The sequence below is a fragment of the Sporosarcina jeotgali genome, from assembly GCF_033304595.1.
GTDB classification, from domain to species: Bacteria; Bacillota; Bacilli; order Bacillales_A; family Planococcaceae; genus Sporosarcina; species Sporosarcina jeotgali.
In genome coordinates this window covers 971194-992675 of the sequence record NZ_CP116341.1, presented here as the reverse complement: position 1 = coordinate 992675, position 21482 = coordinate 971194, and the positions used below count along the sequence as shown (strand labels likewise).

General features: G+C 43.9%; 23 protein-coding genes and 1 other annotated feature. All 23 genes read right to left on the bottom strand.

From position 1 onward, the window contains the following. Positions 1-37: 37 nt before the first annotated feature. The 23 genes from PGH26_RS04605 to mraY all read right to left on the bottom strand — a co-directional run bounded on the left by PGH26_RS04605 (position 38) and on the right by mraY (position 21444). Positions 38-1351, bottom strand: a complete 1314-nt coding sequence (locus PGH26_RS04605; protein WP_323692842.1) for a solute carrier family 23 protein — start codon at positions 1349-1351, stop codon at positions 38-40. A gap of 27 nt (positions 1352-1378) precedes the next feature. Next, the gene (gene pyrR / locus PGH26_RS04600) at positions 1379-1921 is read right to left on the bottom strand and encodes a bifunctional pyr operon transcriptional regulator/uracil phosphoribosyltransferase PyrR (RefSeq protein WP_116016228.1); all 543 of its coding nucleotides are present in this window, start codon (positions 1919-1921) and stop codon (positions 1379-1381) included. Positions 1922-2176: 255 nt separating this feature from the next. After that, entirely contained in the window at positions 2177-3091 is a 915-nt protein-coding gene (locus PGH26_RS04595; RefSeq protein ID WP_323692841.1) for an RluA family pseudouridine synthase, read from the bottom strand. Beyond that, the gene (gene lspA, locus PGH26_RS04590) at positions 3091-3570 is read right to left on the bottom strand and encodes a signal peptidase II (protein ID WP_323692840.1); all 480 of its coding nucleotides are present in this window, start codon (positions 3568-3570) and stop codon (positions 3091-3093) included. The genes PGH26_RS04595 and lspA overlap by 1 nt, the downstream gene beginning before the upstream one ends. 133 nt (positions 3571-3703) lie before the next feature. Beyond that, complete coding sequence (ileS, locus tag PGH26_RS04585; RefSeq protein WP_323692839.1) at positions 3704-6460, bottom strand: isoleucine--tRNA ligase; 2757 nt, start codon at positions 6458-6460, stop codon at positions 3704-3706. 104 nt (positions 6461-6564) lie between these two features. Next, positions 6565-6782: a binding site (T-box leader), on the bottom strand. A gap of 52 nt (positions 6783-6834) precedes the next feature. Further along, positions 6835-7341, bottom strand: a complete 507-nt coding sequence (locus PGH26_RS04580; protein ID WP_323692838.1) for a DivIVA domain-containing protein — start codon at positions 7339-7341, stop codon at positions 6835-6837. An 88-nt stretch (positions 7342-7429) separates the two neighbouring features. Beyond that, entirely contained in the window at positions 7430-8206 is a 777-nt protein-coding gene (locus PGH26_RS04575) for a YlmH family RNA-binding protein (protein ID WP_323692837.1), read from the bottom strand. 75 nt (positions 8207-8281) lie between these two features. Continuing rightward, positions 8282-8566 carry a YggT family protein gene (locus PGH26_RS04570; RefSeq protein ID WP_323692836.1) on the bottom strand — a complete coding sequence of 95 codons (285 nt, stop codon included), beginning with the start codon at positions 8564-8566 and terminating at the stop codon, positions 8282-8284. Positions 8567-8585: 19 nt separating this feature from the next. Continuing rightward, positions 8586-9062: a cell division protein SepF gene (locus PGH26_RS04565; protein ID WP_323692835.1), complete on the bottom strand. Its 477-nt coding sequence runs from the start codon at positions 9060-9062 to the stop codon at positions 8586-8588. Next, positions 9059-9751, bottom strand: a complete 693-nt coding sequence (locus tag PGH26_RS04560; protein ID WP_323692834.1) for a YggS family pyridoxal phosphate-dependent enzyme — start codon at positions 9749-9751, stop codon at positions 9059-9061. Before PGH26_RS04560 ends, PGH26_RS04565 begins: the two co-directional genes overlap by 4 nt. 68 nt (positions 9752-9819) lie before the next feature. Then, positions 9820-10065: a PRC-barrel domain-containing protein gene (locus PGH26_RS04555; RefSeq protein WP_323692833.1), complete on the bottom strand. Its 246-nt coding sequence runs from the start codon at positions 10063-10065 to the stop codon at positions 9820-9822. A gap of 78 nt (positions 10066-10143) precedes the next feature. After that, positions 10144-10929 (bottom strand): RNA polymerase sporulation sigma factor SigG, encoded by a 786-nt coding sequence (gene sigG, locus PGH26_RS04550; protein WP_323692832.1) that lies wholly within the window; start codon positions 10927-10929, stop codon positions 10144-10146. 93 nt (positions 10930-11022) lie between these two features. After that, positions 11023-11733: an RNA polymerase sporulation sigma factor SigE gene (gene sigE, locus PGH26_RS04545; RefSeq protein ID WP_191688357.1), complete on the bottom strand. Its 711-nt coding sequence runs from the start codon at positions 11731-11733 to the stop codon at positions 11023-11025. Beyond that, positions 11723-12583 (bottom strand): sigma-E processing peptidase SpoIIGA, encoded by an 861-nt coding sequence (locus tag PGH26_RS04540; RefSeq protein WP_323692831.1) that lies wholly within the window; start codon positions 12581-12583, stop codon positions 11723-11725. The genes sigE and PGH26_RS04540 overlap by 11 nt, the downstream gene beginning before the upstream one ends. 151 nt (positions 12584-12734) lie before the next feature. Continuing rightward, positions 12735-13913 (bottom strand): cell division protein FtsZ, encoded by a 1179-nt coding sequence (ftsZ, locus tag PGH26_RS04535; protein ID WP_323692830.1) that lies wholly within the window; start codon positions 13911-13913, stop codon positions 12735-12737. A 44-nt stretch (positions 13914-13957) separates the two neighbouring features. Further along, complete coding sequence (gene ftsA / locus PGH26_RS04530) at positions 13958-15235, bottom strand: cell division protein FtsA (protein ID WP_323692829.1); 1278 nt, start codon at positions 15233-15235, stop codon at positions 13958-13960. A 91-nt stretch (positions 15236-15326) separates the two neighbouring features. After that, a complete protein-coding gene (locus PGH26_RS04525; protein ID WP_323692828.1) occupies positions 15327-15698 on the bottom strand; it encodes a small basic family protein in 372 nt (123 codons plus the stop codon). Positions 15699-15700: 2 nt separating this feature from the next. Beyond that, entirely contained in the window at positions 15701-16414 is a 714-nt protein-coding gene (locus tag PGH26_RS04520) for a DUF881 domain-containing protein (RefSeq protein WP_323692827.1), read from the bottom strand. A gap of 29 nt (positions 16415-16443) precedes the next feature. Beyond that, complete coding sequence (locus PGH26_RS04515; protein ID WP_323692826.1) at positions 16444-17205, bottom strand: DUF881 domain-containing protein; 762 nt, start codon at positions 17203-17205, stop codon at positions 16444-16446. Then, entirely contained in the window at positions 17150-17965 is an 816-nt protein-coding gene (locus tag PGH26_RS04510) for a cell division protein FtsQ/DivIB (protein ID WP_323692825.1), read from the bottom strand. The genes PGH26_RS04515 and PGH26_RS04510 overlap by 56 nt, the downstream gene beginning before the upstream one ends. Positions 17966-17985: 20 nt before the next feature. Beyond that, positions 17986-19038 carry a putative lipid II flippase FtsW gene (gene ftsW, locus PGH26_RS04505; protein ID WP_323692824.1) on the bottom strand — a complete coding sequence of 351 codons (1053 nt, stop codon included), beginning with the start codon at positions 19036-19038 and terminating at the stop codon, positions 17986-17988. Between the two features lie 78 nt (positions 19039-19116). Next, on the bottom strand, positions 19117-20472 hold the full coding sequence (gene murD / locus PGH26_RS04500; protein WP_323692823.1) for a UDP-N-acetylmuramoyl-L-alanine--D-glutamate ligase: 1356 nt from the start codon (positions 20470-20472) through the stop codon (positions 19117-19119). Then, positions 20473-21444: a phospho-N-acetylmuramoyl-pentapeptide-transferase gene (gene mraY, locus PGH26_RS04495; protein ID WP_323692822.1), complete on the bottom strand. Its 972-nt coding sequence runs from the start codon at positions 21442-21444 to the stop codon at positions 20473-20475. Positions 21445-21482: the final 38 nt, after the last annotated feature.

Sequence of the window (21482 nt, the reverse complement as noted above, 5' to 3'; positions counted from 1 at the left end):
CTTGTTTCTCTGAACAATGTTAAAAGGTCTAACGTATTTAGTTTTCTTTATCTGTCCATAAAGGTTCTTCTTGAACATCATCCAACTTATTCTTTTCACGTCCCGGGAGCACTAAGTTCAGAAGTACACCTACGATTGCAGCCAGCGCCATGCCTTCGATATGGAAAGTGTCGCTGAAGTTGATGGATGCACCGCCGATTCCAATGACGAGAATGACAGATGTGATGACAAGATTCCGCTGCTTATCAAAGTCCACTTGGTGATCCACAAGCATTCGCAAACCGGATGATGCAATAATTCCGAAGAGCAGGATAGAAATCCCTCCAAGTACCGCTGTTGGAATGGTTGCAATCATTGCCATTACTTTCCCCATGAAAGAGAATAGAATTGCGAACACTGCAGCCCCAACGATGACATAGACACTATATACTCGTGTAATCGCCATAACTCCGATATTTTCACCGTAAGTCGTTTTTGGCGGTCCGCCGAGCAATCCGCTTATGAGTGTTCCAATTCCATCACCTAATAGAGAGCGATTTAATCCAGGATCGCGGATGAAGTCACGTTCCACTACTTTCCCTAATACGAGCTGGTGACCGATGTGCTCTGAAATCGTCACAATCGCAATTGGTACCATGACGAACAGCAGCGTTGGTGTGACAACAAAATTGTAATCGACTCCTGGTATTAAGAACTCCGGGACTGCAAACCACTTCGCCTCAAGTACAGGCTGGAAGTTTAAAATGCCGATTGCTGCTGAGTAAAGATAGCCTATAATTATTCCAATTAACACTGGCATTAAGCTTATGACGCCCCGGAAAAACATAAGACAAATGATTGCTGCCGCCAGTGTGACTATGGCTGCTGAGAAATGAAGAAGACTGTAAGTTGACACTCCGTCAATATCTATACGGCTTGCCATGCCGACTGCAGTCGGAGCCACGGCGAGTCCAATAACCATGATAACCGGGCCCACCACAACTGGAGGTAAGATATTCATGATCCAATTATGTCCTGTTTTCCAAATGACGAGTGACACGATCGCGTAGACTAAAGCTACAAACATACTTCCGATCATCGCACTTCCGATTCCGCCTGTTTCGGTCGCGACTTGTATCGGGACGATGAAAGCAAAGGAAGAGCCAAGGTATGCTGGAACTTTACCTTGAGTGACAACCACAAAAATGAGTGTAGCGATACCACTTGTAAGTAAAGCAATTGCCGGGCTAAGTCCAACGAGTTGCGGGACTAGGATTGTTGCACCGAACATTGCGAACATGTGCTGGAGACTTAATGCAAGCCATTTTCCACTTGCGGGTTTTTCATGGATATCCAATACTTTTTCTGACATTTCTCATGGCCTCCAAGCAGTTTTCAATTATCTTGAGTGGATTGTAACGTTATCTTCCCCATCTGATTCGACTAAATTCACGACAACTTTTTCATCACTGGAAGTCGGGATATTCTTACCGACGAAATCTGGTCGGATTGGCAACTCCCGATGTCCGCGGTCTACGAGGACACCGAGCTGAATGGAAGACGGACGGCCTAAGTCCATCACTGCATCCATCGCTGCCCGAACTGTGCGGCCAGTGTAGAGGACATCATCAATCAGGACAACTTTTTCATCAGATAAGCTGTAGTTGATGTCTACTTGTTTGACGAGCGGTTCTTTGTTTTCGTATTTCAGACCTAAGTCATCTCTGTAAAGGGAGATATCTAGTTCTCCAATTCGGATTGGCTTGCCTTCAATTTGTTCGATTTTTTCAGCGAGTCGATTTGCAAGATACGCACCTCTGGTTTTGATGCCTACCAGGATACAATGATCGATTCCTTTGTTGCGCTCAATGATTTCGTGCGCGATTCGGGTGAGTGCACGGTTAATGGCACTTTCATCCAAGATATTCGCTTTTTCTGCCATGTCAATCGACTCCTTTAGAGAAAGAATAATTACGGGATTGCTTTGATTCTGCTAACCCTTACGTTGGTTTTCACATACAAAAAACCTTCCAGCCGTCTTTCTGGCAGGAAGGTTTACATGCGTAAATAGAATTCAGCAGTCCGCGCTCGCAAGCGTGACTCTGAACAACGTGCATCCTTCCCAACCTCTCTGGATTGGCGTTAAAGGTTCGCTATTAAGTTTCTACAACAAGCATACAGGTTGAAAATCTTTACGTCAACCTTTTTTAGACTTCATTTCATTCAGTAATTGCTCGAAATCTTCTGGTAACGGAGCTTTAAACTCCATATACTCTTCAGTTACCGGATGCACAAATCCTAGCGTACCGGCGTGAAGAACTTGTCCATCAAAATCGATTGTTTTCTTCGGACCATATTTTGGATCCCCGGCAAGAGGATGGCCAATGTATTTCATATGGACACGAATTTGATGCGTTCTCCCTGTTTCCAATCGGCACTCCACAAGTGTAAAGTCTCCAAATCGCTCCAGCACTTTAAAGTGTGTGACCGCATGTTTACCTGTGTTTTCGACAGACATGCTTTGACGGTCTTTTTGGTTTCTTCCTATAGGTGCATCAATTGTGCCATTATCATGCGGAATATGTCCGTGAACGAGTGCAGTATAGACACGTGTTACTGATTTTTCCACGAGCTGATTAAAGAGTGAAGTATGCGCTTTATCATTTTTAGCGACCATGAGCAGTCCCGATGTGTCTTTATCAATACGGTGTACAATCCCCGGTCTCATGATGCCATTAATGCCTGACAGATCCGTACAATGATGCATAAGTCCATTCACAAGTGTCCCTGTTGTATGCCCAGGTGCGGGATGTACTACCATTCCACTGCGTTTGTTAACAACAAGAACATCGCTGTCTTCATAGACAATTTCAAGATTTAAATCTTCAGCAGGAATATTAAGTTCTTCCGGCGCTGGTTCATCCACGGTGAGTGCATCTCCAGATTTCACCTTATAATTTGGTTTTACTGTACCGCCATTCACTAAGACAATCCCGTCTTTTACCCATTGCTGAATAAGAGTCCGTGACCAATCCGGATTTGCAGTTGCCAGCGCTTTATCGATTCGCTCACCTGCTGTCTGTTCTTCAATTACATATTGAAACTGTTCCATTATGCCACCTTATCTTTCTTGTTCTTTTTTTCGTCTAAAATCAAATGAAGAATCACGAGTACAACGCCTGCTGTCAATGCTGCATCGGCTACGTTAAATATCGGGAAATCATAGTTAATGACCGGGATAAGAACGTTGACAAAGTCTACCACTTCGCCTCTCACCATTCGGTCAATAAAGTTTCCGACAGCGCCGCCGAGCAATAACATTAAACTCCATGCAAATAACGGTTCGTTCTTTGCCTCTTTTTGAAAGTAATAAACGATTCCGCCAACGACGACAATCGTAACAATTGCAAATAACCACATTTGACCTTCCAGCATGCCCCATGCCGCACCGCGATTCCGATGAGACAGTAAGCCTAGATACGGTTCGATTAAAGGAATTCGTTCTCCGATTTCCATATTAGCAGCGACCAGCCATTTTGTCAGCTGATCGACCAAAATAACAAGTGCTGCAATACCATAATAAATGAACAACCCGATTCCCTCCGTCCTGCAGTATCTTGTTTAGTTTATCATACCCTAACCCATCACGCGCAAGTCAATCAAGTATGAATGAAAAAAGACGCTGCAAGACCCGAATAGACGGATTGCAGCGCCTGTTTAGTTATTAAGCATAATGATGCGCAACAACGTCTGCGCAACGCTCACACAACTCAGGATAGTCAGCGTTTGAACCGACTGTCTCTGAAATTGTCCAGCAGCGTTCACATTTTTCACCGGCTGCTTTTTCAACGGATACTTGACCCGTAGTTAGTGAAACTGCATTCTCTGCCATCTCAGAAGCTGGCACCGCACTGAATTTTGAAACGATGAAGAATTGAGCAAAGTCGATTTCTTCCGTTTCAAATAGTGAAGCAAGATCTTCACGAACAGCTACAGTTACGTGTGCCTCTAGGGATTTACCAATAACTTTGTTATTACGCGCTTCTTCCAGAGCTTTCAACACATCATCACGCACAAGCATCAGCTGGTCAAACTGCGCACGAAGGTCAGACGCTTCAAGTTCCTTAGCTTCAGGCATGTCTGTAAGCTGGATACTTTCTGCTGTTTCGTGTTCCAAGTAAGCCCACATTTCGTCAGCTGTGTGCGGCAAGATTGGTGCAGCGAGTTTCAATAAGGCAAGAAGAGAGTCATACATGACTGTTTGCATCGCACGTCGGTGCGGATGATCCGCAGCTTCGATGTATACGACATCTTTTGCAATATCAAGATAGAACGAGCTTAACGTTCCTGTGCAGAACGAATTAATTGCATGATACACATTTGCAAATTCGTATTGTTCATACGCAGTTCTAACATCACGAATCAAATCTTGAAGTTTCACATACACATACTGGTCCACTGGACGCAAGTCTTCAAACGCAACCGTATCTGTACCTGGTGTGAAGTCAGACGTATTTCCGTGAAGGAAACGGACGGTGTTCCGGATTTTACGATACACTTCAGAAACTTGCTTGAAGTTCGAATCAGAAACGCGGACGTCTGCTGTGTAATCCACTGAAGATACCCATAGGCGCAGGATATCTGCTCCGAATTGGTTCGTCACTTTAGAAGGTAGAATAACGTTGCCGATTGATTTACTCATCTTGCGTCCTTCACCGTCCAGCGTAAACCCGTGGCTTAGCAAGCCTTTATAGGGTGCAATTCCGTTAATTGCTACACTTGTTGTCAAAGATGAGTTGAACCATCCGCGATACTGGTCAGATCCTTCCAGATAGAGATCTGCTGGATATGAAAGATCATCACGCTCCACAAGAACACCTTGGTGTGTAGAACCTGAGTCGAACCAAACGTCCATAATGTCCGTTTCTTTCGTAAATGTTCCATTCGGGCTGCCTTCATGAGAGAAGTCTTTCGGCAGCAAATCTTTCGTCTCCCATTCGAACCAAATGTTAGAACCGTGTTCACGGAACAACGTTGAGATGTGATCGATTGTTTCATCCGTAATAATCGGTTCGCCGTCTTCTGCATAGAACACAGGAATCGGAACACCCCACACGCGCTGACGTGAAATACACCAGTCTCCGCGGTCGCGCACCATGTTATAGAGTCGTGTCTCCCCCCAAGACGGCGTGAAGTCCGTTTTGCGGATCGCTTCAAGCAGTTCATCCCGGAATGATTCAATCGACGCAAACCACTGAGCAGTAGCACGGTAAATAACCGGCTTTTTCGTACGCCAGTCATGCGGATATGAGTGCGTGAAGAACGAAAGCTTTTCCAGTGCTCCTACTTCTTTAAGCTTTTCTGTAACGGCTTTGTTTGCATCCTCATAGAATAGTCCTTCAAACAATGGGGCTTCTGCAGTCATAACCCCACGGTCGTTAATTGGAGATAAGACGCCAAGTCCATACTGTTTCGCGACGTAGAAGTCATCTTCACCGTGTCCTGGAGCTGTATGAACACACCCCGTACCAGCATCAGCAGTTACGTGTTCACCGAGCATCACAAGTGATTCACGATCGTAAATCGGGTGACTCGCAGTGATGCGCTCGAGTTCGCGTCCTTTGAATTCCCCTGCTGTCGTGTAATCTTCCCATCCTAGTTCAGCAGCAAGACCTTCGACCAAGTCTTTTGCAACTAAGAACTTTTTATCATTTGCTTCTACAATTGTATAAACAAAGTCAGGGTGTACCGAAATTCCTAAGTTTGCTGGAATTGTCCATGGCGTTGTTGTCCAGATTAAGATAGTGACGTCCGACTCTAATACCCCTTTGCCATCACGGACCGGGAAGCTTACGTAGATGGATGGCGACTTTTTGTCTTGGTACTCAATTTCCGCTTCAGCTAACGCTGTTTCAGATGATGGTGACCAGTAGACAGGCTTTAAGCCTTTATAGATATAGCCTTTTTTCGCCATGTCCCCGAATACTTTAATTTGACGTGATTCAAATTCAGGTTTTAATGTGATGTATGGATTATCCCAATCACCGCGAACACCCAGACGTTTAAATTGTGTGCGCTGGTTGTCGATTTGAGTAAGTGCATAGTCTTTACACATTTCACGGAACTCAGCAATGCTGTGCTCTTTACGCTTTACACCTTTGTTCACAAGTGCCTGTTCGATTGGCAGACCGTGTGTGTCCCAGCCTGGAACGTAGGGTGCATGGAAGCCCGTCATGGATTTGTGACGCACGATAATATCTTTCAGAACTTTGTTAAGCGCGTGACCCATGTGGAGGTCTCCGTTTGCATATGGAGGTCCGTCATGCAAGATGAACGTCGGTTTCCCTTTTGTCCGTTCCTGAACTTTCGCATACATGTTGTCTTTTTCCCACTGTTCTTGCATTTGCGGTTCTTTCGTCGGTAAACCGCCTCTCATCGGAAAGTCAGTTTTCGGCATAAGCAGCGTGTCTTTATAATCCATTCCAATTCCTCCTTTGAAATAATAACTCATTAATGACGGTGTTTCGTGTCGACAAATTGATTTCTTTGAATAAAAATAAAACATCAAAAAATCCCCGTCCCTGTAAAAGGGACGAGGACTGTGCTCGCGATACCACCCTAGTTGCAGCCGTATAGAAATCACGACTGCCTCTCGAACACCGTAACGGGGTGTGCTCCGGGATTGCTGCTGCAATCCGGCTCCAGAGTGATCTTCCTTTCCAACCTGCAATCGGGCTCTCACTATCCCCGACTCGCTAAATCACAGCCTACTTGGAAAGTACTGTCTCTTTCAATGCCTGTCATTCAATATGAACCATATTATAGGGGCGAACAGCCCATAAAGTCAAGTGTCTGTTACTCGTTATCTGCTGCAGCTTCCAGCTGTTTCGTGTTCTGTTCATAATCGAGAAGCGTGTCCCAATCGTCCATTTTCACCAAATCCAGCTGTGCTTCAATCAGCATGCGGAAGCGATTGCGGAATACTTTAGACTGCTTTTTCAAATCCTCAATCTCGATTGAAATTTCACGTGAACGTGACAATGCTTCGTTGACGATGCGATCTGCATTCTTTTCCGCTTCTTTAATGATGAGCTTAGACTCTTGAGTAGAATTTCTGCGCACATCTTCCGCAGCTTCTTGGGCGATCATAATCGATTTTTGCAGCGTTTCTTCAATTGCATTGAAATGCGCAACTTGATCTTCTGTTTCTTTCAATTTACGCGTAAGTTCTTTGTTCTCTTCAAGCAAGTTTTCATAGTCTTTCATGAGCTGCTCGAGGAATTCATTAACCTCATCTTCATCATATCCACGCCATCTGCTGCCGAACGTTTTATTATGTATATCAATTGGTGTAAGCGCCATGCAAGTCTCTCCCCTTTTGATGTTCGTTATACGTTATATCGTTGACTATAACAGAAAACAGACTTTTTCTAAAGTCTGTCCATAAAAATCATTCCAACTTCCCAGTTACTAAACGAATTTTATCCTTTTTAGTCCTGCCTTCAATCGCAATCATTTTAAACCGGCCATGTCCACGGATGGAAAGCACATCTGATTCATTTAACTCAAATGATGGCTGATCCACCACACGCCAATTCACTTTAACTTTCCCGCCGTGAATATACGCAGAAGATTTCTGGCGCGCAACATTCAACAGCGCTGCGATGACCGTGTCCAGCCGGAGTGAACTAATGATTTGGGTTTCTTCCAGCCACACTTCCTCAAGTGTAATCCAGTCTTCACGATCGGACAGTTCAGTCAAATGGATTTTAGCTTTACCGGCAGATGTGAAATTAGCAGTCAAATACGTGCTTAGCTCCAATACACTTGCGAGTTGGACGTCGCCGTCTTTCAACCGGATATCACCAAATTTCGCACGATCAAGACCAAGTCCCATCAATGCTCCTAAAATTGCAGGATGCTCCAGCGTCAAGAACTTGGATGCGTAACGCACATCGAAAACATCGATTTGAAAGTCCTCGCGAGCCGGTTCATAGTAATCAGGATAAATGAGCATCCGCTTGCGCTCTGCCCCTTCAAATCCACCATCCTCCGCCACTAGCAAACCGCTTCCCTTAACAACGGATTCCACAATAAAACGCTGACGCGGATCTAGAAAGTCGGTCAATTTAGGAGAATACAGATCCTCGACCTCTCTTGCCCAGTCCATCGCCATTTCAATAAAAGGCTGCTCTTCTTTTCTAAAGTGTTGTAAGATGCCGTCCATTGTACTCGTCTCCTTATAGAAAAATCCCCACAGCGTGAGGACTGGTCCAACAATATGATTGTTAAATGCAACGCATTAAAGTAAACGCAAAAAGAAATTAAATACAGGTGTCAGACCCTGCCCGATTAGCTGCAGTGCAAACAACGCAATAATTGGGGAGATATCAATCATTCCAAGAGGAGGAATGAAGTTCCGGAAGAATCCTAAATAAGGTTCTGCAATTTTCGCTAGGATCCTGCCGAACTTAGTCTCTCGAGAAGCTGGTACCCACGACATCAAAATATAGATGACGAGTAAAACGGAATAGATGGAAAGAGCATACGTAATTATTTGATACAGTCGAATTAATAATTCTGCCATTACGGTTGGTACACCTCATTTAGTTTCTTTCGTTCAAATAGTCGGAGATTGAGCCATTCACTTCTACGTTTTCCGGAACGCAAAGGAAAATATCTGTGCCAATCCGCTGGATATCTCCATTCAACGCATACACTGCACCGCTAAGGAAATCAACAATCCGAATTCCCTGTTCACGGTCGATACGCTGTAAATTCACTATGACTGCACGTTTGCTGGTCAGATGTTCCGAGATATCTTGTGCTTCTGCATAGACACGGGGCTCAACTAAAATAACTTTTGATGATTTTTGGACGCTTTGTAAGCTCACAATGTTCCCGCCAGTCTGGGGTTCCTTGCGATTCTGTTTAGGCAGGGGAGCATTTTTCATGGAAGTTTGTTTACTCGGCTTCCGCTCCGGCATTGTTGGAGCTGCTTGCTGCTTAGCCGCTGTTTCTTGCGCTGCCGCTTCTTCTTCGTCAAGGTAAAACCATTTTTCGAATTTGCCTTTAATACTCATTCGTCTCCCTCGCTCTCCGAACCGACGAGTGCAGTCCCAATTCGCACATGGGTCGCGCCCTCTTCGATTGCAATACTGTAATCATTCGACATCCCCATGGACAATTTGGTTAACGGTGCATGTTTCATCTTTTTAGCTGCCAGTTCATCCCGCAGTTCGCGCAGCTTTCTAAACACTTCTCGGATGGAATCCTGATCTTCTGTGAATGGAGCCATTGTCATAAGACCGATTACCCGTATTTTATCATAATCAACTAATGCATCGATAAATTCTTGCGTTTCAGCTGGTGATAATCCAGATTTCGATTCCTCACCAGAAACATTAACTTGTACGAAACAGTCAATCGGTTCCACTGCCCGTTTCTGAATTTCCTTTGCTATACTCAATCGATCTAAAGAGTGGAGATAATCAATTCGTTCGATGATTTCTTTTACTTTGCGACTTTGCACATTTCCGATGAAATGCCAAACAGCCCCTTGAGGAATTGCATGCTGTTTTGCAAGAAGTCCTTCGGGCCGGTTCTCACCTAAATGGATGATCCCCTGGTCCAAAACATTTTGTGTACGTTCTTCAGACACTTGCTTGGTAACTGCAATAACCGTAACCTCATCACGATCCCTGCCTGCCCGTTCACACGCCTGGCAAATGGTCTCTTCAATTGTATTTATCCGCTGCTGTAATGGTGTCATCTTTATCACTACTTTTCTCGATACTTTGTTCCATTGTATCAACCAGAAGCCTAGTTATCAACGATAAGTCACTTTTTGGGCTCTTTCTTTTTAATAAGGACAATATCCTTTCCAATCGTCACAACTTCATCATAACCAAACTGCTTTTGGTCTTTTACGCGCATTTCCATAAACAGCGATCTTTCCGTATCTCCGATATGCAGCGTATCAATTTTACCTATTGTTATATCGATTGCCGCATCCTGGATGAACCCAAGAAATTTCCCGCGTTGCATATCAATCACTTCTTTTTTTTGAAATTCTGAAAAGCGCATAGAAATCCCCCTTTTTCATATTCTATGCAGATAGCCGTACAAAAAAAACGCAATGCATCAATCGCATTGCGTCCGAAATTATTTATTTTGTTCCATTCCTTCACGGATTTGAGCAATTGCCTGTTTTTCCAAGCGGGATATTTGAGCCTGAGAAATGCCCAGCTCCCTAGCAATTTCAGTTTGTGTTTGCCCAAGATAAAACCGCTTCGACAAAATCAGCTGCTGTCGGTTATCGAGTCCTGTCATCGTTTCCTTCATCGACACATAAGTTGACCACCGTTCTTCTGATACTGTTTTATCATGCAGCTGATCCATCATATATACTGGATCTCCGCCATCCCCATTCATCGGTTCGTGAAGGGACATCGGATCTTGTATGGCATCCAGAGCAAATAAGATATCCTCTTCCGGGATGTCCGTCATTTTTGCTAAGTCAGATATTCTTGGTTCTTTTTGATGTTCGTTGATAAATTCTTCTTTTGCACGAATTGCTTTATACGCTATATCTCGGAGCGAGCGTGACACTCGAACGGAATGATGATCTCTCAAATGCCGTTTAATTTCCCCGACAATCATAGGCACTGCATACGTTGAAAATCTTACATTGTGTTTTAAATCAAAGTTGTCAATGGACTTCAGCAGACCGACACAACCGACTTGAAACAAATCATCTGCTTGTTCCCCGCGATAGGCAAATCGCTGCACAAGGCTTAGGACGAGCCGTAAATTCGCTGTTACAAGTTCATCTCTAGCTGATTCATCCCCGCTTTGCAGGCGGATGAACGTTTCTTTCATGACTTCACTCGACAGAAGCGGCAAAGTAGATGTGTCAATACCGCAAATTTCCACTCTTGTACGTACCATCTGAATTCCTCCGTATTCTGTAGATGACTGTACGAGATAGCTTATCCTCTGAGTGGAGTTCTATGCGGTTTTCTGAAACACCAATTTCAACCATTACGCTATTGGATGGTTCAAACGATCACGAAGTTCCGAAATAATCTTCTTTTCTAAACGTGAAATATACGATTGGGAAATGCCAAGTAAATCTGCAACTTCTTTTTGAGTCATTTCAATTTTCCCTGTCAACCCGAATCTGCATTCCATAATATGCCGCTCCCGATCACTGAGTGTCGTTACTGCATCAATCATATGCTGACGCTCGATTTTCTTCTCAACGTCATCTGTAATAATATCTTCATCTGTCCCTAAAATATCAGACAGTAAAAGCTCATTTCCATCTGCATCGGAATTGAGGGGCTCGTCAAAAGAAATTTCAGAACGCGTTCGATTCGTTTTTCTCAGATGCATTAAGATTTCGTTTTCAATACATCGTGATGCGTACGTTGCCAATTTGATATTTTTATCACTTTTGAACGTTTCAATGGCTTTAATCAGCCCGATTGCACCAATGCTGATTAAATCTTCAATGTGCGTATTCGTATTGTCGAACCGTCTTGCGATATAGACAACAAGACGTAAATTCTTCTCGATTAACCGGTCTCTGGCTTGTTGATCCCCCGCCATATATGCGGCAATCGTTTCGGCTTCTTCTTCCCTTGTCAGAGGCTTGGGCAGCGATTCATGTCCACCGATATAGTACGTCCCATTTTTCTTCTTAAAGATTCCAGCGAGTACCGAAAGCCATTTCTTCAATTCATGTAGCATGAAGCATTCCCCTTTCTTCTTCTCTAGTCTCCAAGGCAGATACATGGAGGATTGCAGCTGCACTATGCGGGTATCGCGCATTATCAGCTGTCAACACGATATATCCTTTTTCTAAAGAGCGATTACCTTCCAATTCCCAGCTGTCAAACCGGATCCCTGCAGCCCAATTCGCCCCTTCGACCGTTTGAATCCGAATGAGACGCAATTGTCTGCTGTACCGTTCAGGGAATTGGGATAAATCAGGAATGGAGCCTTGTTCAGTTCCAGCTTTCTGTAATCCTTCGAGCAAATCATCTGGGATAATAGACTTCACCGCTCGGAGTGATACGAAATGAACGGCATCATTTGACAATGGTTCGGTGCAGCTATTACCCGTGTCAATAAATACGCGCAAATTCACTGAAGTACCAAATAGATGCAGCTCCGAATCGCACGCAAACTCTGAAAACCGGCTGATTTTGCGAACATCCAGCCACTTTACTTTTACTAATTGAAGACAGCAATATGCAAGTGCCACATAGATGATCAAGTGATATTGAAAGCTCTGACCCAATTGACTGAATGGAAGTGCGGATAACAATCCGCCTGCTAAGAATGCACCGATCAGTACGAGTCCTACGGATGCTTTCCAAAGACGTGCAGAAAAACCGAATGCACAGCCTGCCATGATTGCAAACGCAGTCAGTGAAGCTACTACAGAGTCAGGGAAAACAACTGCTGGAATGGCACCTGCAAAAGCTGCTGACGCCAATCGCTTCTTGCTAATTTTGGTATCCCCGGTCGCATTGGCAAATGACAGAACTGTATAATTGAAAACCATATTGATAATAATCATGACTTCCCCATACATAGGCTGTCCTCCTTGTTTGCAAGATTACCATTATTCCATCACGAGTTTTGTCACTTTACGGTATGAACCTGAAAGAAAAGTTCGACAGTTTGTTCGAAAGAAGAACACAAAAAAACCTCCGGCTCAATTGCCGGAGGCTGGTACATTTCGGTTATTTACGACGACGATTGCGCAAGAACGTCGGGATGTCCAAGCCATCGTCTTGTTGTGTCTGCTGCTGACTGCGAGCGGGTTCTTGGTGGACCGGCTGCTGATGCTGCGGTTCTTCGTGGCGAATTTGATTGCTTGGCGTCGGATTACTTTGCGGCGCCTGCGTCTCACGCTGACGAACTCCACCGTATCCTGCGTTGCGGTTTCCGCGAACTTGAGTGATCTGCTCATCTGTGAAACCAGTTGCAATAACTGTCACGATGATTTCATCCTTCAAATCATCATTGATGACTGAACCGAATATCATGTTCACATCTTCATCAGAAGCGGAAGCAACAATATCAGCTGCTTCTTGTACTTCAAATAGACTTAGATTAGAACCGCCAGTAATGTTCATCAACACACCTTTTGCTCCATCAATTGATGTTTCAAGAAGCGGGCTGGAGATTGCTTTTTTAGCAGCTTCAGATGCACGGTTTTCTCCTGTAGACATTCCGATCCCCATAAGCGCCGACCCTTTGTTAGACATAATCGTCTTCACATCGGCGAAGTCCAGGTTAATAAGACCCGGTACAGCGATCAAATCTGAAATACCTTGAACACCTTGACGAAGGACATTATCCGCTTCACGGAATGCTTCGAGCATTGGCGTGTTTTTGTCTACAATTTCAAGCAATTTATCATTTGGAATGACGATAAGTGTATCGACAGATTCTTTCATTGCGGTAATTCCGCCGATTGCTTGTGTGGAACGTTTGCGTCCTTCAAATGTGAATGGACGTGTGACGACACCTACTGTAAGAGCACCGAGATCTTTTGCAATTTGTGCAATGACAGGTGCTGCACCAGTACCTGTACCGCCGCCCATACCTGCAGTGACGAATACCATATCAGCGCCTCGAAGTGCCTCTTCCAGCTGCTCACGGCTTTCTTCAGCAGCCTTCTTGCCGACTTCAGGGTTTGCCCCTGCTCCAAGACCGCGTGTCAACTTTCCGCCAATTTGAAGTTTCACTTCTGCTTGGGACAAGTTAAGTGCTTGTGCATCCGTGTTTACCGCGATGAACTCTACACCTTGTACTCCATGCTCAATCATTCTATTTACTGCGTTATTTCCGCCGCCGCCAACACCGATTACTTTGATGACTGCGAGCGCTTCAATGTTCGTATCAAACTCTAGCATCTCTTCTCCTCCTAATCATTCCACGTATCATTTGGGTCTCGAATTTATTCAAAAAAGCTATCGAAAAAGCGTTTAGTTTTCCCAAGCAAAGAATCTTTTGCTTGTTTCGGTTCCTGACTCTTCCTAGCAGCGGGTGCAGCAGCTGTTTCATCGTATGCTTGTCCCATTGGTTCGAAATGTCCTTCTCCAAAGAAAACATCTTCCATACTCGCATATCGAATGAGACCAACTGCTGTTGAGTACATCGGCTCCCGAACACCAATATATTCTGGCGTATGGATTCTAACACGTGTGTTGAGAACATGACGTGCCAGTTGCAAAATACCATCCATTTTGGTTGTGCCGCCAGTTAATACAACACCCCCCGGAAGATCTCGGATACCTAAGTGGTACAACTCTTCAAGCACAAGTTCAAATAGCTCCTCGAGTCTCACTCCGATAATTTCCGATATGTATTTTTGGCTATACTGATCTTTCGTATCTGCGCCAATTACCGGAACTTCAAACAATTCGTCATCAGAGGCATCATCATAAAATGCATGACCATATTGATGCTTAATTTTTCTTGCCTGTTCAGTTGGCGTCTTAAGAATAATTGAAAGATCTTTTGTAATATGATCTCCGCCGACTGGAAGTACTTTCGTTGCGGCAAATCGATTTTCCCAGAAAACGGAAACTGTCGTTGAACCGCCTCCGATATCGATGAACGCTGTTCCGTGATTCATTTCGTCTTCTGTTAATGCAAACGTTCCAGATGCGAGCGGCTGCAAATAGATTTCGCGGATGGAAAGCCCAGCCCGTTCTACACAACGAAGGATATTGTGCACAAGTGTTTTTGACGTTGTAATCATTGTACCGTCCATTTCCAGACGAACGCCGATCATCCCTCTTGGATCCTTTATCTCATCATAATCATCCACAATGAATTGCTTAGGAATGATATTTACAATTTCTCTCTCAGGTGCAACAGACATGACTTGCGCTGACTCCATGACACGATCTAAATCGTCGTCTGTAATTTCACGATTCACAGAGTTTACAGCAACAACACCTTTTACATCTTGCAAGGTAACACCATTAGATGGTATTCCCAGAACAACCTCTTTAACTTGTAATCCTGTCATTCGTTCTGCCTGTTCTACAGCTTTACGGATAGACTGGACGGTTGCGTCAATGTCCACAATGGATCCTTTACGGATACCGGCAGATTGAACATTGCCGACCCCGATTACATGCAAGGATCCGCCATCTACCTCACCGATTAGGACTTTGATAGTGGAGGACCCGATGTCGAGTGATACATACATATTTGACTGACTCATCTTTGGCACCTCCAATTATGACTCTTCTTCCATTCTATTGTATTCTTACTGCATTGTCTAAATATTTTCGCCATCTCCTCTCGAAATCCTCTCATTTTGTAGTATTTGTCGCAGAAACTTTACGATACTCTGACCATTTAGTGAGTAATACTCTTCGAATAACAGCTAAATTCTGGAACAGCCGCACACCAAACGCAAATATAGCAGCGAGATAGAGATCCACACCTAAGTGTACGCCAAGGAATGCAAGTCCCGCAGCTAGTAAAATATTGAAAAAAAATCCTGTGATGAACACTTGGTCATCATAGACCCGCTGCAAGTGGGCACGAATTCCTCCAAGTAACGTATCGAGCGCTGCCAGTACGGCAATAGACAAATAATTACCGTATTCATGAGGAATCTGGAGATCTGTGAGAAATCCGAGTGATACCCCAAGTATCAACCCCAATATTGGTAACCACATTGTCAGCCCTCCTTTGGCAATTCTTTCAGAAATCGATTTTCAAATTTGTCGATTCTGCCGTTAATTGTTACATTCGTTTCCGGTTGACTGATCTCTAACACAAAGTCGTCCAAGTAAAAGTCATCAAGAATCGATGACGATTGTAAGAAGTTGTAGAGTTTTTCACTGCTTCCCAAGTCAGCAGATAAAATTTTTATTTGGAATGGAGGTAACGAAACAGGCAAACCATTGACGGTTGTCTCCCCGTTAATATCCCGGATCGCACTTAATGCGGTCACTCGTTTTCCGTCGATTTCCATGTCGATCCCTTTAAACCGGTTTACATCATTTACAAAGCGCGTCAGCAATTCAGGGCTTACTTCGTGCAGCGGTGTTCCGAAAGCCATGCTCTCTTCTGAAGGAACCACATCGATTAGAATCCCCGGCCCGCTTTGGTCTATCATTCCTGCTTGCTGCCGTAAACCATGAAGTGTATCGGCTAATGCTCTTCCTGCATTTTCGCCTTCAGAAGAATTGTATTTCCCGAGTGTTTTATCCAACTCTCGAACTTCCGTTAATAGTTCTGAATGAAGTTTACGTTCTTTTGCTAACTCGTTCCTGATTGCCCACAAATCCCGCGTATCCCGCTCCTCAGGCTGCTGTACAGTGTTGTATTGCACGGCAACCATGAAACCGACAATGAGCAGGATGAAAGTGAACATCCATTTACGTTTCATACATACTCATCCCCTCTCGCCGGTTTGAATTATCCTTGTATGTCATCACGTAATGCAGGCATTGTGATCTCTTTCAACTTTTCAATTTTCATTTCAATATTGTCTGACATCAGAGTATCCATAACGCCCCCCTTTAGCATTATGGAAGAGTTAAGCGCATTGGAATCGCCAATTGCCTCCACCACAAAAGGAGCAGGGTACGTTTGTCCATCAATTGTAATCACTGGCCCCGTGCATTTTATACTTGAATTCGCATTTAAGCGTTGTCCATTGATAGATAATGCTTGCGCTCCAGCAATTTTAAGTTCATTGACTACTAACAATACTTGACTCTCGTGGACGATATATTCATTCGGATTCTGCTGGGCTGGGTCGTAGTTTCCATCTGCGAGTTCGACCCGTACACCTTGTCCGCTCGCAGGAACCACGCCAAGAAGCAACCGCAGGCTTTTTGCTTCTTCAACAAGCTGGTCATGATTTTCCTCGGAATCACTTAACGACTGTTCAACTTCTGCAATCGACTTTTGCTTAGCAGAGATTTCATCTGTCAGCTGCTTATTCCGTTCTTTTTGCTCAATCAGCTGCTCGCGAAATCCTTCTTCTTCCGTATCGACTTGAGCTCTTAGCTGTTGGGTTTCAGAACCTGGACCAAGTGTCCTATAGGAGAAAGAAAAAATGAAACCAAGCACTAAAAATACGAGAGCGTAAGAAATACGGTTATTTCTTTTTTTCCGGTCACTCGTCTTCAGACTCACTGTCATCACCTTTTTCTTCTTCCGCATTTTCTTCATCTGCTGTTTCTTCTTCATTTCCATACAATTTACTATATGGTGTAAAATATGTTCCTACTTCCACATCAATCACGCCTTTTTCAGAACCATTCAGCTGATTTACAATCTCCGCATAATAAGAGAGCTTGTCCGCCAATGTTCCAAGTGTCGCATGAACTTCATAACCATCATCCATATACAAAATCACGCGATCCCCATCAGACTCATCAGGTTCCCTAATTTCAGAAACGAGCTGATACACGGAGTCGTCTAACTCCACAAGCTGGGAGGCAAGAAGTTTTCGTACATCTGCATCTTCGAATCCAGTGACAATCGGGATATCGATAGTCGGCTCTGTATCCGGTACAAAAACTTCTCCATCTTCAAGAATAAGGTCGTATTGCCCTTTTCGATCGATCCACGCAATGGGTTTCCATTCCTGGATTGTAATGTGCACATCACGAAACCATTTGCGTGAAATTGAAGCCTTCTGTACTCCTTCAACGCCGTTTAGGCGCTTCCTTGCATCATCCGCACTAAACCCCCAAATGGAGTCCCCAGAAGCGATGCCAGCTTGTTTTAAATAGAAATCCTTATCATGAAGCACAGCACCATTCAGTTCAACAGCATCGATTTTACTCGCTTGTGATTGAAAGTAAAGGAGGACGAGGAGGATGATAACAAATATGAGTAAAATGAACACAAACTTTCGATTGGTTTTTTTACGACGCTTTTTGCGCATAGATGGGATCCGTTCCTCGATATCAATAACCTTTTCCATTTCCTCCCCCTCCTTTTCACTCAATCTTTCTTTTGTCTAGAAAAATGTAAGATCGCCCCTACTGCCAGCCATGTTGTCAGCATTGAAGACCCTCCATAACTGATGAATGGCAAAGTTACACCAGTTACCGGCAGCAGGCCTGAGACAACACCGACATTCAAAAACGCTTGAAAAATGATAATGGATGCCATACCGGATACAACTAAGCATTCTTTCCATCCTTTTGTACGAATAGCAATTCCGAAGGCTCCAATGAGCAAACAGACAAATAACAGCAAAACTGAGGTTGCGCCTATAAAGCCGGTTTCTTCAGCAATAATTGAAAAAATGAAATCATTCTGCGGCTCCGGTAAGTACAAATATTTTTGCCGGCTATTTCCGAAACCATGTCCAAGCAAGCCTCCTGGCGCAATTGCAAATAACGACTGGATCCCCTGGAATCCCTTTCCTAGCGGATCACTCCACGGATCAATGTAGGACTTTATACGATCCAAACGATACGGGGCTGCAGCGATTAATGCAGTGAATGCTCCCACTCCTGTGACACCTAAAAGAGAAAAGAACGTTAACGGATAACCCGCTACAAACAATACAACAAATGCTGAAACGATCATTATGACGGCTGAACCCAGGTCAGGTTGCATCATAATTAAAGCGAAGGGCAATAAAATCAATGCAAAATGACGCCAATCCCATACCCTCTGCCCCGATTTCATCTTCATACTCATTGCAAGTTTTCCAATTAAAGCCACTTTCACAAATTCTGCCGGCTGCAAACTGATAGGACCAAAAGCTATCCAGCTTTGCGAGCCATTCCTGACCGCCCCAATACCCGGAATCAGCACTAACGTTAACAATACAATAGCTGCGATATAAAATATCGTCCAAAATCTCTCTGTCGAAAGAATCGGGGTTCTCATCATTAAGTAGGCGATTGTAATGGAAACACCTATGTAAACTAGTTGCTTGACGGCAAATGGGGCTGCGTCCGCATATCTGATTTCTCCCCAATACGCTGCTGCTGAGTGCACGAAAAGAACACCGATAACCGTGAGAGCAACTGCAGAAAACATAAAGAGCATTCTATACTTTGAAAGCAGTGGATGCATCCTTTCGCTGTTAGATTTACAGAGTTAATGAATACTTACAGTTCACGATTTAAGTTTTTGCACAGTCTCGATAAATTCATCGCCTCTTGCTTCAAAGTTAGGGTACTGATCCCAGCTCGCACAGGCTGGAGATAAGAGGATGGTATCCCCGGCATCAGATACGGCGTATGCTTCTTGAATCGCATCCCGAAGGTTTCCTGTCTCTTTGACAATGTCAATCCCGCATGATTCGGCAAATTGGACGATTCGATCACCAGTCTCACCAATTCCAATCAGAGCCTTGACGTGAGTCATGTGTGGACGCAATTCCTCAAAAGAATGACCTCGATCCAGTCCCCCGGCGATTAGAATCGTTGGTGTCTCAAATGATGACAGCGCACTTTTAGTTGCAAGTGTATTAGTTGCCTTTGAATCATTATAAAATTTACGTCCATCGTATTCCGTTACAAATTGCATGCGGTGCCGAACACCTGTAAACGAACTTAGAACACTTTCAATGGCGCTCCGCTCACAGCCATACAACAACGCAGCTGCGGTTGCTGACAAGATGTTCTCCAAATTGTGGGCGCCAGGCAATGTGATTTTCATTCTTTGGATAATTGGTTCTCCAAGCCAGTAAATAGATTCACTGTCTGCTGAAATTCCCTCAGTGGAACGTCCTTTAGTTGTAAAAGGAACTAAAGTAGCCTTTGTATTTTCAACGAATCGCTTAATAACCGATTGGTCTGCGTTATAAATCAGGAAATCGGCCGGAGTTTGGTTTTTCGTAATTTGAGCTTTTGCTTCAGCATACGCATCAGCACTCCCATGATAGTCCAAATGTGCTTCATACAAATTTGTCCAAATTGCGATATGAGGACGGAATTCGTCAACCCCCATTAATTGGAATGAAGATGCTTCTAAGACAATTACTTCATCCACTGTCGCGTTGGAGGCAACTGTACTTGCAACTGTTCCGATATTACCAGCAATCAAAGGATGTCGATTGCCAATATTCAACATATGGTAAAGCAATGTAGTAGTAGTCGTTTTTCCGTTCGAACCTGTAATTCCGATAATTGGTGCTTCACTTATTAGATAGGCAAGTTCGATTTCCGTCCAAATCGGAATACCAAATTGTTCGGCCTGTGCAATGACAGGATTTGAATAAGGAATTCCAGGATTTTTGACGATGAAATCGAAACCGCCATCTAAGATATTTTCAGGATGTCCGCCACAGATCACTTTGACCCCCTGCTTCCGCAATTCTTCAGCAAGAGGATTTCCGTTATCAGGTGCAAAATCATTTAATGTAACAGATGCCCCGCATGCTGATAGTAACGAGGCCGCCGCATGGCCGCTTTTCGCTAAGCCAAGGACAAGTGCTTTTTTACCGGAAAATTGAGCTGCATTCTGCATTTACATCACCTCCATAAGTACAGGTACAATTGCAGCTAAGAATGCAATCCCCCAGAAGACAAGGACCACTTTCCATTCCGACCATCCCGAAAGCTCGAAATGATGATGAATAGGACTCATCTTGAATACCCGTTTACCTGTTGTTTTAAAACTAATTACTTGAATGATCACAGAGAGTGTTTCAATAACGTAAACAATCCCGATAATAAGCAATAAGAACTCTTGCTTAATGAGCATAGAAATCATTGCCAATGCACCGCCAAGTGCCAGTGAACCAGTATCCCCCATAAATACACGAGCGGGTTTCATATTGAACAATAGGAAACCGAGCATAGCACCTGATACAACAAATGAAAACATCGCGATATCTTGCTGATTATAGGATACTGCCAAAATACCGAATGCTGAGAATGCGATGGATGATGTACCTGATACCAAACCATCTAATCCATCTGTGAGATTCACAGCGTTCGAGAAACCAACGAGCCAGAAAATCAAGAATACAACATAGAAGATTCCCATATCGATTTCAAATCCTGTAAATGGTATCGAAATTACTGTATCGAAAGGTCCTAATTTCAATAGGAAAAACGCGAAAATCGCGATAATGATTTGCCCAATCAGCTTTTGCAATGATGTTAAACCTAGATTTCGTTTCATCACTACGATTATGAAGTCATCAATGAACCCGATAATCCCGAATCCTACCAGAACAAGCAATAGAACGATTGTCTGGGTAGTGAGTACGCCATTTATGTAAGACAAAATAGGCGTTGCGATGAGAATCGCTACTAAAAAAATCAGTCCGCCCATTGTTGGTGTTCCTGCTTTTTTCATGTGGGCTTGCGGTCCTTCTTCCCGGATGCTTTGCCCGAATTTCATCCGTCTCAGCAACGGGATGATGGCATAGCCCAAAATAGCCGTAAGGCCGAATGTTACGGCAATTGCCGTGATTGTTGTGACGAGCGTCATGTTTAGTTCTCCTTCTGTATTCCCAAACAAGTTGTTGG

Bases quoted from the DNA above. Each gene is read 5' to 3' on its own strand.
- PGH26_RS04605 (WP_323692842.1), bottom strand. From the start codon at position 1,351: ATGTCAGAAAAAGTATTGGATATCCATGAAAAACCCGCAAGTGGAAAA.
- pyrR (WP_116016228.1), bottom strand. From the start codon at position 1,921: ATGGCAGAAAAAGCGAATATCTTGGATGAAAGTGCCATTAACCGTGCA.
- PGH26_RS04595 (WP_323692841.1), bottom strand. From the start codon at position 3,091: ATGGAACAGTTTCAATATGTAATTGAAGAACAGACAGCAGGTGAGCGA.
- ileS (WP_323692839.1), bottom strand. From the start codon at position 6,460: ATGGATTATAAAGACACGCTGCTTATGCCGAAAACTGACTTTCCGATG.
- PGH26_RS04580 (WP_323692838.1), bottom strand. From the start codon at position 7,341: ATGGCGCTTACACCAATTGATATACATAATAAAACGTTCGGCAGCAGA.
- PGH26_RS04575 (WP_323692837.1), bottom strand. From the start codon at position 8,206: ATGGACGGCATCTTACAACACTTTAGAAAAGAAGAGCAGCCTTTTATT.
- PGH26_RS04570 (WP_323692836.1), bottom strand. From the start codon at position 8,566: ATGGCAGAATTATTAATTCGACTGTATCAAATAATTACGTATGCTCTT.
- PGH26_RS04565 (WP_323692835.1), bottom strand. From the start codon at position 9,062: ATGAGTATTAAAGGCAAATTCGAAAAATGGTTTTACCTTGACGAAGAA.
- PGH26_RS04560 (WP_323692834.1), bottom strand. From the start codon at position 9,751: ATGACACCATTACAGCAGCGGATAAATACAATTGAAGAGACCATTTGC.
- PGH26_RS04555 (WP_323692833.1), bottom strand. From the start codon at position 10,065: ATGCGCTTTTCAGAATTTCAAAAAAAAGAAGTGATTGATATGCAACGC.
- sigG (WP_323692832.1), bottom strand. From the start codon at position 10,929: ATGGTACGTACAAGAGTGGAAATTTGCGGTATTGACACATCTACTTTG.
- sigE (WP_191688357.1), bottom strand. From the start codon at position 11,733: ATGCTACATGAATTGAAGAAATGGCTTTCGGTACTCGCTGGAATCTTT.
- PGH26_RS04540 (WP_323692831.1), bottom strand. From the start codon at position 12,583: ATGTATGGGGAAGTCATGATTATTATCAATATGGTTTTCAATTATACA.
- ftsZ (WP_323692830.1), bottom strand. From the start codon at position 13,913: ATGCTAGAGTTTGATACGAACATTGAAGCGCTCGCAGTCATCAAAGTA.
- ftsA (WP_323692829.1), bottom strand. From the start codon at position 15,235: ATGAGTCAGTCAAATATGTATGTATCACTCGACATCGGGTCCTCCACT.
- PGH26_RS04525 (WP_323692828.1), bottom strand. From the start codon at position 15,698: ATGTGGTTACCAATATTGGGGTTGATACTTGGGGTATCACTCGGATTT.
- PGH26_RS04520 (WP_323692827.1), bottom strand. From the start codon at position 16,414: ATGAAACGTAAATGGATGTTCACTTTCATCCTGCTCATTGTCGGTTTC.
- PGH26_RS04515 (WP_323692826.1), bottom strand. From the start codon at position 17,205: ATGAAGAAAATGCGGAAGAAGAAAAAGGTGATGACAGTGAGTCTGAAG.
- PGH26_RS04510 (WP_323692825.1), bottom strand. From the start codon at position 17,965: ATGGAAAAGGTTATTGATATCGAGGAACGGATCCCATCTATGCGCAAA.
- ftsW (WP_323692824.1), bottom strand. From the start codon at position 19,038: ATGTTTTCTGCAGTTGCTCTCACGGTTATCGGTGTTCTTTTCGTGCAC.
- murD (WP_323692823.1), bottom strand. From the start codon at position 20,472: ATGCAGAATGCAGCTCAATTTTCCGGTAAAAAAGCACTTGTCCTTGGC.
- mraY (WP_323692822.1), bottom strand. From the start codon at position 21,444: ATGACGCTCGTCACAACAATCACGGCAATTGCCGTAACATTCGGCCTT.